This is a genomic window from Bradyrhizobium altum (genome assembly GCF_020889705.1).
Taxonomy (GTDB): Bacteria; Pseudomonadota; Alphaproteobacteria; order Rhizobiales; family Xanthobacteraceae; genus Bradyrhizobium; species Bradyrhizobium altum.
The window spans coordinates 32384-41963 of record NZ_JACMYP010000043.1; the positions used below are offsets into that span (position 1 = coordinate 32384).

Below are 9580 nucleotides of genomic sequence, written 5' to 3' on the forward strand. Positions count from 1 at the left end.
GGATGGCAGGTCATGCCGAACTGCAAGCCAGCCGGCCGGTGCCTGATGCTGATGTTATTTCGCAACGGAGATGTTTGGTGACCGATATTACGCTCGACAATGACGGCGTCAGGCTTGCGGCTTCGGTCGATGGCCCGCCGGACGGTGAACCGATCCTGTTTCTGCACGGCCTGTCGCTCAGCCGAGACACATGGCAGGAAACCGGCGGCCGGCTGAAGGACCGATATCGGGTCTGGACCCTGGATTTCCGGGGACACGGGCACTCGGATCGGGCCCCGAGCTACGCGCTCGCCGATTATGTCTCGGACGCGGAGACTGCATTGGGGGCAATCGGGCGTCCGGCGGTGATTGTCGGGCATTCACTCGGCGGCTGCGTGGCCGGTGTGCTGGCACAGCGCGGTGATGCCAATGTGCGCGCCGCCTTCCTCGAGGATCCGCCATGGTATCTTGGGCAGCCGGGCGAGTGGGAGAAATCGGCATTCCCAAAACTGTTTTCGATCGTCAGCGCGCGTCAGGCTGCGTGGCAGCAGGCGCGCGCGCCACTCGGGACGTACCTTGCGTTCCTTGCAGACTCTCCGACACCCATGGGCGGGATCGGCCGCGATCATTACGGCTCCCGACATCTGTTGAGCCATGCGTCTGCGCTGCAGCGGCAAGACGGGCGGTGCTGGGCGGACGGAAACGTTGCAACCTCCGTTCTTGCGGCGATTCCGATCGAACGGGAATTCCTCTGTCCCGTCAGGATCGTTCAGGCCGATCCTGGATGTGGGGCGGCGTTGCTGGAGGACCACGATGCGCGCTTCGCGCACGACAATCCGCATGCCGACATCGTTCGCTATGAGGGATGCGGCCATTCACCCCATCGCTCTATTGCGTTCGAGCAACGCTTCGCGGCGGATCTGCAAGCTTTCCTGTCGAACCTGCAGCCTGAGTGAGTACGGGCGCGGCCGCCTCCATTAACGAACCGAAGACGGGTAGATCCATGCAAGAGACGTCCGGTTACGATCCGAACTATGTGATGGGGCGTTCGACCGCGGAGACCGACAGGCTCAAGCGCCAGTCGCAGCTCTACGATGTGTCCACATGGCAACTCCTGAAAGAGGCCGGGCTCTCGCGGGGCATGAAGGTGCTCGACGTCGGAAGCGGCGCCGGCAACGTGTCCTTCATCGCCGCTGGCCTGGTCGGCGAGAGCGGCGCGGTCGTCGGGGTCGACAGCAACCCCCGCCATCGTCGAGGAGGCGGCGGGCACGGCGCGCTCGCTCGGCCTGAGCCAGGTCTCGTTCCAGGTCGGTGACATCAACACGATCAAGCTCGACCGGGATTTCGACGCGGTCGTCGGCCGGCTCGTGCTGATCTATGTGAAGGATCCCGCGGCGCTGATTCGGCACTTGCTCGGGCACGTCAAGCCCGATGGCGTCGTGGCGTTCCAGGATCTCGACTGGGGCGAGGGGCCGATCGCCAATCCGCCGTCGCCGCTGCTGTCGCAGGCGTGGGGCACCGTGAAGGAGATGTTCAAGCGGGCGGGTCTGAACAACCGCATGGGATTGTCGTTGCACGGCGCCTTCGTGGCAGCCGGGCTTCCCGCGCCGCGCATGGGCCTGTTTGCGCCGGCCGGAGGCGGGGCGGATTTCGACGGTTACGATTACATGGCGAGCGGTCTGCGCAGCAATCTGCCGCATATCGTCAAGCTCGGCGTCGCCACCGAAGCGGATCTGGCGCTGGACAGTTTTGCCGAGCGCCTGCGCAGCGAGGTGGTCGCCATGCATGGCGTCTTTGCGCTGCCGACCTTCGTCGGCGCATGGTCGCGCAGGCAGCCGGGCTGAACCGCGACCTCAGGCATTGTCAACGACCGCGTCGATGAACGTCCCGGCCAATTCCCTCAACTGCTTGCGGCTGTATCCGGCGCGCTCCATCACGGCCAACCCGCGGGTGTACGTCACGATGACGCGCGCCAGCCGGCTCGCATCGGCCGCGCTGCGCTTACCCGGCCCCGTGCCGATGGCCTTGCCGATCAGCTGCTCAAGCCGCGTGAGTACATCCTGCACCCGCTGACGCACATCCGTGCTTGAAATGGCCGCGTCGAGCGCTGTGCGTGTGGTCAGGCAGCCGCGTGGCGGCGAACCGTCGGTCATGTTGACGATGATCATGTCGAAGAAGCGCCTCAGCCCCGCCGCGGCGTCGGCGTTGGACAACGCGTTGCCGGCCGCCTCCAGGAACTGCCCGGTATACTGATCGAAGGCGCGTAGGAAGATCGCTTCCTTGTCGCCATAGGCGTTGTAGAGGCTGCCGCGCTGCACGCCGGTCGCCGCAGCGAGGTCCTGCATGGTCGCGTCGTGCAGCCCCTTGCGCCAGAACACGTCGAGCGCGGTTGCGATCATCTCGTCCTCGTCAAACTGACGCACGCCTACCATGCGATTCGCTCCAGCAGATCATTATTGACACTATCGTCAAGATTGACAATCATGTCAAGAATGATGCCCAGGAGGTCCAAATGATCACCGCCGTCACGACGTTCAGATTGCCGAAGCCGGTCACCCGCGCGGAAGCGCGCAGCATCTTCCTGAGCACCGCACCGCTCTATCGCGACGTGCCGGGGCTGTTTCGCAAGACCTATGTGCTGTCCGAGGACGGCATGACGGCCGGCGGCATCTATTTCTGGAACTCGAGGGGTGAGGCGGAAGCGCTGTACACCGATACGTGGCGCGCCCGCGCCCGGGAGAAATACGGCGCCGATCCGACGGTCACATATTTCGAGAGCCCCGTCGTGGTCGACAATGTGACCAAGGAGATCAGCTCCGACGACGAATAGGATCGCGCCGTCACGTCAGATCCACAGTGGCACGGAACTTTCGACCGTCGCTTGACGGCGTGTCCGCACGTGACGCGCGTCCGCTTGTGTTCGACGCGCCTGCGAGGCTACTCTCCCTGCAAGCAAGAAAACTGCAAGGGAGCCGTCACGGTGAACCAATCTCCATCCTCAGATCCGGCGCCTGCGTCGGCGCTGCCACGCCGCAGGCTCGGCCGCACCGGGCTCGATGTCTCCATTCTCGGTTTTGGCACCGCGCCGCTCGGCGACCTCTTCGCGCGGCTCGACGACGCCACAGCGATCGCGGCAGCGGAGCGGGCGTTTGCGCTGGGAGTGAACCTGCTCGATTCCTCACCGCTCTATGGGCACGGTCTCGCCGAACATCGTTGCGGCACCGCGCTGCGCCGCGTGGCGCGTGACGATATCGTCGTCTGCACCAAGGTCGGGCGCTGGATGGACGCGTTCCATGGCCGCGGTGACGGCTCGAACTTTGTCGGTGGCCAGCCGCATTGTGCGGTGGTCGACTATTCCTATGACGGCACCATGCGCTCGGTCGAGCAGTCGCTGCTGCGGCTCGGCACCGATCATATCGACTTGCTGTTGATCCACGACGTCGACGTCTGGACCCATGGTGCTGATGCGATCGAGGCCAGGTTCCGCGAGGCGATGGAGGGCGCCTATGTCGCGCTCGACAAATTGCGCGCCGAGCACGTGGTCAAGGGCATCGGGATCGGCGTCAACGAGGCCGAGATGTGTGTGCGCTTCGCCAGGGCTGGCACGTTCGACACCATGCTGCTCGCCGGCCGCTACTCGCTGCTGGAGCAGCCGGCGCTCGCCGAGTTCCTGCCGCTGGCGCAGGCGCAGGGCATCGGCGTGATGCTCGGCGGCGTGTTCAACTCCGGCATCCTGGCGACCGGCGCGGTTGCCGGCGCCAAGTACAATTACAAGGATGCGCCGGCTGACGTGATGCAGAAGGTGGCGGCGATCGAGCGCGTCTGCCGCGTGCACGGTGTGGCGCTCGCGACCGCCGCGCTGCATTTCGCGCTGGGCCATCCGGCGGTCGCGAGCGTCGTGCTCGGCGCACAGACGCCGCAGGAGGTCGAGCGCAACGCCGCCGCCTTGTCGTCGCCCGTCCCCGCCGCGCTGTGGCGCGACCTGAAAGCCGAGGGGCTGCTCGATCAGCACGCGCCGGTGCCGGCATGATGCGGATCGATGCCCATCACCATGTGTGGACCTTGGCGCGCGCCGATTACGGCTGGCTGACGCCTGAGCGCGGGCCGATCTACCGCGACTTCGGCCTGGCCGACCTGATGCCGCATCTCGCCGCGGCCGCCATCGAGGGCACGATCCTGGTGCAGGCGGCGCCGACCGAGGCGGAGACGGCGTTCATGCTCGACGTCGCCAAAGGCGCGGAGTTGGTGCGCGGTGTGGTCGGCTGGATCGACTTCGATGCCGACGATGCCGCGACGCGGGTCGATATGATCGCCGGGCGCGAACTGCTGGTCGGTCTGCGGCCGATGGTGCAGGACATCGCCGCCGACGACTGGCTGCTGCGGCCGGAACTGGCGGCGCCGCTCGAGGCCATGGCGCAGTACGGTCTCGTGTTCGACGCACTGGTGCTGCCGCGCCATCTGCCGCGGCTCGTTCAGGTGGTCGATCGCCATCCGGACCTGCAATTCGTGCTCGATCATTTCGGCAAGCCGCAGCTCGCAACCGGCGACATTGCGGCCTGGAAGGACGACGTCGCAAGCCTTGCCGCGCGGTCCAACGTCGTCTGCAAGCTGTCGGGCCTTGCGACGGAGGCGGCGCCGAACTGGCAGGTCGCCGATTTGCGCGAGGCGGTGGAACATGCGCTGGCATGTTTCGGGCCGCAGCGGATGCTGTGGGGCAGCGACTGGCCCGTCGTCAATCTCGCCGGCGGCTATGCGCAATGGTTCGCGGCGGCAGAGGCCTTGCTTGCTGATTTGTCAAGTGAGGCAAGAGCTGCGATTTTCGGCGGCAATGCGGCGCGGGTCTATTTGTCAAGCCGCGGACGGCCAACATCCCGGAAATAGCGCGTGCGGCGCGCCAAATTTGATCCACAGCGCGCCTTGATGAATCATTCCGGGATGGTCCATAAGCGACGTCCGCGCCATCGGTGATTTGGCGGCGCAACGGGGTGAGAGAGACAAGCGTGGCAAAGATCCATCATCAGATTGCGCAGGAGCTGGGAGTTCGCGACGAGCAGGTCGAGGCGGCGGTGACGCTGCTCGACGGCGGCGCCACGGTGCCGTTCATCGCGCGATACCGCAAGGAGCTCACCGGCGCGCTCGATGACGCCCAGCTGCGCACACTGGAAGAGCGTCTGACCTATCTGCGCGAGCTCGAGGAACGCCGGACCGCGGTGCTCAACTCGATCCGCGAGCAGGGCAAGCTCGATGCCGCGCTCGAAGCCCAGATCATGGCCGCCGACAGCAAGGGCCGCCTGGAAGACATCTATCTGCCGTACAAGCCGAAGCGCCGCACCAAGGCCGAGATCGCCAAGGAGGCCGGGCTCGAGCCGCTCGCCGATCAGCTGTTGACGCAGCCCGAGAGCGATCCGAACGAGGCCGCTGCGCCCTTCGTCAATGCCGAAAAACAGGTCGCCGACGTCGCCGCCGCGCTGGACGGCGCGCGCGCGATCCTGGTCGAGCGCTTCGCCGAGGATGCCGACCTGATCGGCGCGCTGCGCGAGGAGATGTGGTCGAACGGCGTCATGGCCTCGACCGTCCGCACCGGCAAGAAGACCGAAGGCGAGAAGTTCAAGGACTATTTCGATTTCTCCGAGCCGCTGCCGAAGCTGCCGTCGCATCGCATCCTGGCGCTGTTCCGCGGCGAGAAGGAAGAGATCCTCGACCTCGCGATCAAGCCGGAGGCCCAGGAGCCGGTGGTCGGCGTGCCTGGCCTCTACGAACTCAGGATCATGAACCGCTTTGCGATTTCCAACCAGGGCCGCAAGGGCGACAAGTGGCTGACGGAGACGGTGCGCTGGGCCTGGCGCACCAAGATCCAGATCCATCTCAACATCGACCTGCGGATGCGGCTGTGGACCGCGGCCGAGACCGAGGCGGTGCGCGTGTTCGCCTCAAATCTGCGCGACCTGCTGCTGGCGGCGCCGGCCGGCCCGCGCGCCACCATGGGGCTCGATCCCGGCTATCGCACCGGCGTCAAGGTCGCGGTGATCGATGCCACCGGCAAGGTGGTGGCGCATACGGCAATCTTTCCGCACGAGCCGCAACGGCGCTGGGACGAGGCGCTGGCCATTCTCGGCAAGCTCGCGATCGAGCACGGCGTCGAGCTGATCGCGATCGGCAACGGCACGGCCTCGCGCGAGACCGACAAGCTCGCCGCCGAGCTCGTGAAGCGGCTGCCCGAGCGCAAGATGACCAAGATCGTGGTCTCCGAAGCCGGCGCGTCGGTCTACTCGGCCTCCGCCTTCGCCTCGAACGAATTGCCCGACCTCGACGTCACCATTCGCGGCGCGGTCTCGATTGCGCGGCGCCTGCAGGATCCGCTGGCCGAGCTCGTCAAGATCGATCCGAAGGCGATCGGCGTCGGCCAGTACCAGCACGATCTCGGCGAGGCCAAGCTAGCGCGCTCGCTCGATGCCGTGGTGGAAGACTGCGTGAACGCGGTCGGCGTCGATGCCAATACCGCCTCGGTGCCGCTGCTCTCACGGGTGTCGGGCATCGGGCAGGGGTTGGCGCAGAGCATCGTGCAGCACCGCGACGCCAACGGCCCGTTCAAGTCGCGCAAGGCACTGAAGGAGGTGCCGCGGCTCGGACCGAAGGCGTTCGAGCAGTGTGCCGGCTTCCTGCGCATCAGCAACGGCGAGGACCCGCTCGATTCATCCGGCGTGCATCCTGAAGCCTATCCCGTGGTGCGCCGTATCCTCGAGGCGACCAAGAGCGACATCAAGGCGCTGATCGGCAATGCCGACGTGGTGCGCGGGCTCAGGCCGCAATCGTTCGTCGACGACTCGTTCGGTCTGCCGACCGTCACCGACATTCTGCGCGAGCTGGAGAAGCCCGGCCGCGACCCGCGTCCGGCGTTCAAGGCGGCGGTGTTCAAGGACGGCGTCGAGGAAGTCAAGGATCTCAAGAAGGGCATGATCCTCGAAGGCACCGTGACCAATGTCGCCGCCTTCGGCGCTTTCGTCGATATCGGCGTGCACCAGGATGGCCTGGTGCATATCTCGGCGATGTCGAGGAATTTCATCAAGGACCCGCGCGAGGTGGTGAAGCCGGGCGACATCGTCAAGGTCAAGGTCCTGGACGTCGAGGTCGCACGCAAGCGCATCGCGCTGACGCTGCGGCTTGACGACGAGATCGGGCCGAAGAAGGACAATGCGGGACCGTCGCGCGACTTCTCGCGCGGCTCGGCCAAGATGACGTCGTCGGCTCCGCGCCGTCCGCAGGAGCAGTCCGGCGGCGGCGCGCTCGCCGAGGCGCTGCGCCGCGCGGCCGAGAAGAGCGGGCGCGGCAAGCCGACCTGAGCGAGGTGAGCGCGGCAGCCAAGGCTGCCGGCCCCGTTCGAAAATCGACCACGTGACGCGTCTGACCGAGGTGTCTAAGCCGTCCCCGTCATCCTGAGGTGCCCGCGGAGCGGGCCTCGAAGGATGAATCGGCCGGAGACGGGGCCGTGCATCCTTCGAGGCTCGCAAGAGCTCGCACCTCCAGCGACAATCGCTACGCCATTGCGCGAGGATGACGGGGCGGATGGGCTGTCCCGGCTACAGCTCTCCGTCGGGAAGCCGCGCGAGCGTGTCCGCCACGCCCTTGCCGTAGGCGGGATCGGCCTTGCTGCAATTCGCAACATGTGCTTCGACGCTTGGCCGACCTGGCGTGTTGTCGAACAGCGCCTGCTTTTGTGCGGCATTCATCTTGCGGAACAGATCGCCCGGCCGCTGCCAGTGGTCGTCGTCCACGCGGTGATCCCAATGTGCCGCCGCGCCGGAGATCTCGAGCGGCGGCTCGTTCGGCTACGGCTGGTCGGTCCACTAGCCATGGCTGTTCGGCCAATAGGTCAGCGTGCGCCCAGATTGCCGTCGGTGCGCATCGCGCCGTCGCGGTGATAGCTGTGGAACGGACATTTCGGCGCGTTGACCGGGATCTGGTGGTGGTTGACGCCGAGCCGGTAGCGTTGCGCGTCGCCATAGGAGAACAGGCGGGCCTGCAGCATCTTGTCCGGCGAATAGCCGATGCCGGGCGACATTGGCCGGCGTGAACGCCGCCTGCTCGACCTCGGCGAAGACGTTCTCCGGATTACGGTTGAGCTCGAAATGGCCGACCTCGATCAGGGGATAATCCGCCTTCGGCCACACCTTGGTCAGATCGAACGGGTTGAACGGGAAGGCCTTGGCCTGCGCGTCCGTCATCACCTGGATGAACAGCGTCCAGCGCGGGAAATCGCCGCGCTCGATGCTGTAGAACAGATCGCGCTGGTGGCTCTCGCGGTCCTTGCCGATCAGTGCTTCGGCCTCGGCGTCGGTCAGGTTCTGCACACCCTGCCGGGTGCGGAAATGGAATTTCACCCAGACGCGCTCGTTGTTCGCGTTGATCATGCTGTAGGTGTGGCTGCCGAAGCCGTGCTGATGGCGGAAGCTCTTCGGGATGCCGCGCTCGCTCATGACGATGGTGACCTGGTGCAGCGCTTCCGTCAGCAGCGTCCAGAAGTCCCAGTTCATGTCGGGGTCGCGCACGCCCGTGCGCGGATGGCGCTTGATCGCGTGGTTGAGGTCGATGAAGCGCAGGGGATCGCGAAAGAAGAACACCGGCGTGTTGTTGCCCACCACGTCCCAATTGCCTTCGTCGGTATAGAATTTCAGCGCGAAGTCGCGGATGTCGCGCTCCGCGTCCGCCGCGCCGCGCTCGCCGGCAACGGTCGAGAACCGCGCGAACATCGGCGTCTGCTTGCCGATCTCCGGGAAGATGCTGGCCTTGGTGTAGCGCGTGATGTCGTGGGTGACGGTGAAGGTGCCGTGCGCGCCCGCGCCCTTGGCGTGCATGCGTCGCTCGGGGATCACTTCGCGATGAAAGTGCGCCAGCTTCTCGATCAGCCAGACGTCCTGCAGCAGCGCCGGCCCGCGCGGCCCCGCCGTCAGGATGTTCACATTATCGGCAACAGGTGCGCCGGAGGCGTGGGTCAGAAACGGTCTTTTGATCTCGTCGCTCATCGAAAGCCCCTTGCTGAAGGTCGGCACTTCGCCTTCCCGGCGCCGGCCCCGAAGCCGGGTGAAAGGCGATTGCATCGTGGTTGGGTTACGGCCGGCGAGGAGGGGAGACCCTTTGATCGACAAATTGTGAACCGGATCTGCGATCTCTCCAGGACGCCGTCATTCCTCGAGAGCTTCACGATTAAGAAACCGGGCGGATCGCTTCAACGAGCGCTATCCGCTGATTCCGGCCAAATTTCCGTCGATCTCGGCCAACGAAATCCTGGCTCCGATCATGGTGATTGCCGCATGGCCGCGCCCGTTCGCCAATCCTAAATCCTGCGTCAGAATCTGGCGCATTTGTAAGTTGAAGTCGGCGGTCCGCTTGCGTCTTCTGATCGTGCTCGCGTGCGGCGATACGAGGTTTTGCCGCGGTCCCAATCAGGGAGGATTTCATGAAGAACAGGCTTCTCACGTGTCTCACGGCGGCGACGCTCGCAGTCAGCGTCGCGCTTGCACCCGCAGCCCTGGCCAGAGGCGGCGGCGGTGGCGGTGGCGGACATGGTGGCGGTGGTGGCTTCGGTGGCGGCCACGGCGGTGGC

The 9580-nt window shown here is 65.7% G+C and carries 8 protein-coding genes and 1 pseudogene; 7 read left to right on the forward strand and 2 right to left on the reverse strand.

Going from position 1 to position 9580, the window contains the following annotated elements:
- Positions 1-2: 2 nt before the first annotated feature.
- Genes H8B02_RS14155 through H8B02_RS14160 form a run of 3 tightly spaced genes read left to right on the forward strand, consistent with a single transcriptional unit; the run spans position 3 to position 1823 of the window.
- A complete protein-coding gene (locus H8B02_RS14155) occupies positions 3-935 on the forward strand; it encodes an alpha/beta fold hydrolase (protein WP_229166807.1) in 933 nt (310 codons plus the stop codon).
- Positions 936-982: 47 nt separating this feature from the next.
- Positions 983-1294 (forward strand): methyltransferase domain-containing protein, encoded by a 312-nt coding sequence (locus tag H8B02_RS48505; protein ID WP_312000893.1) that lies wholly within the window; start codon positions 983-985, stop codon positions 1292-1294.
- Complete coding sequence (locus H8B02_RS14160) at positions 1227-1823, forward strand: class I SAM-dependent methyltransferase (RefSeq protein WP_312000895.1); 597 nt, start codon at positions 1227-1229, stop codon at positions 1821-1823. The genes H8B02_RS48505 and H8B02_RS14160 overlap by 68 nt, the downstream gene beginning before the upstream one ends.
- A gap of 9 nt (positions 1824-1832) precedes the next feature.
- On the opposite strand, the gene H8B02_RS14165 is transcribed toward H8B02_RS14160, so the two are convergent.
- Entirely contained in the window at positions 1833-2378 is a 546-nt protein-coding gene (locus H8B02_RS14165; protein WP_229166808.1) for a TetR/AcrR family transcriptional regulator, read from the reverse strand.
- 113 nt (positions 2379-2491) lie between these two features.
- Here H8B02_RS14165 and H8B02_RS14170 point away from each other — a divergent pair, with 113 nt between their 5' ends.
- From H8B02_RS14170 to H8B02_RS14185, 4 genes are all read left to right on the forward strand, one after another.
- A complete protein-coding gene (locus tag H8B02_RS14170) occupies positions 2492-2809 on the forward strand; it encodes a monooxygenase (RefSeq protein WP_229166809.1) in 318 nt (105 codons plus the stop codon).
- A 150-nt stretch (positions 2810-2959) separates the two neighbouring features.
- Complete coding sequence (locus tag H8B02_RS14175) at positions 2960-4009, forward strand: aldo/keto reductase (RefSeq protein WP_229166810.1); 1050 nt, start codon at positions 2960-2962, stop codon at positions 4007-4009.
- Entirely contained in the window at positions 4006-4860 is an 855-nt protein-coding gene (locus H8B02_RS14180) for an amidohydrolase family protein (protein WP_229166811.1), read from the forward strand. Before H8B02_RS14175 ends, H8B02_RS14180 begins: the two co-directional genes overlap by 4 nt.
- A 119-nt stretch (positions 4861-4979) precedes the next feature.
- Positions 4980-7319 (forward strand): Tex family protein, encoded by a 2340-nt coding sequence (locus H8B02_RS14185; protein WP_229166812.1) that lies wholly within the window; start codon positions 4980-4982, stop codon positions 7317-7319.
- A gap of 237 nt (positions 7320-7556) precedes the next feature.
- Here H8B02_RS14185 and H8B02_RS14190 read toward each other — a convergent pair.
- Positions 7557-8999 (reverse strand): annotated as a pseudogene (locus H8B02_RS14190) (catalase).
- Between the last annotated feature and the right edge of the window lie 581 nt (positions 9000-9580).

What these genes read in the sequence shown, in the direction of transcription:
- H8B02_RS48505 (WP_312000893.1), top strand. Translation starts at nt 983, where the DNA reads ATGCAAGAGACGTCCGGTTACGATCCGAACTATGTGATGGGGCGTTCG.
- H8B02_RS14155 (WP_229166807.1), top strand. Translation starts at nt 3, where the DNA reads ATGGCAGGTCATGCCGAACTGCAAGCCAGCCGGCCGGTGCCTGATGCT.
- H8B02_RS14180 (WP_229166811.1), top strand. Translation starts at nt 4,006, where the DNA reads ATGATGCGGATCGATGCCCATCACCATGTGTGGACCTTGGCGCGCGCC.
- H8B02_RS14170 (WP_229166809.1), top strand. Translation starts at nt 2,492, where the DNA reads ATGATCACCGCCGTCACGACGTTCAGATTGCCGAAGCCGGTCACCCGC.
- H8B02_RS14165 (WP_229166808.1), bottom strand. Translation starts at nt 2,378, where the DNA reads ATGATCGCAACCGCGCTCGACGTGTTCTGGCGCAAGGGGCTGCACGAC.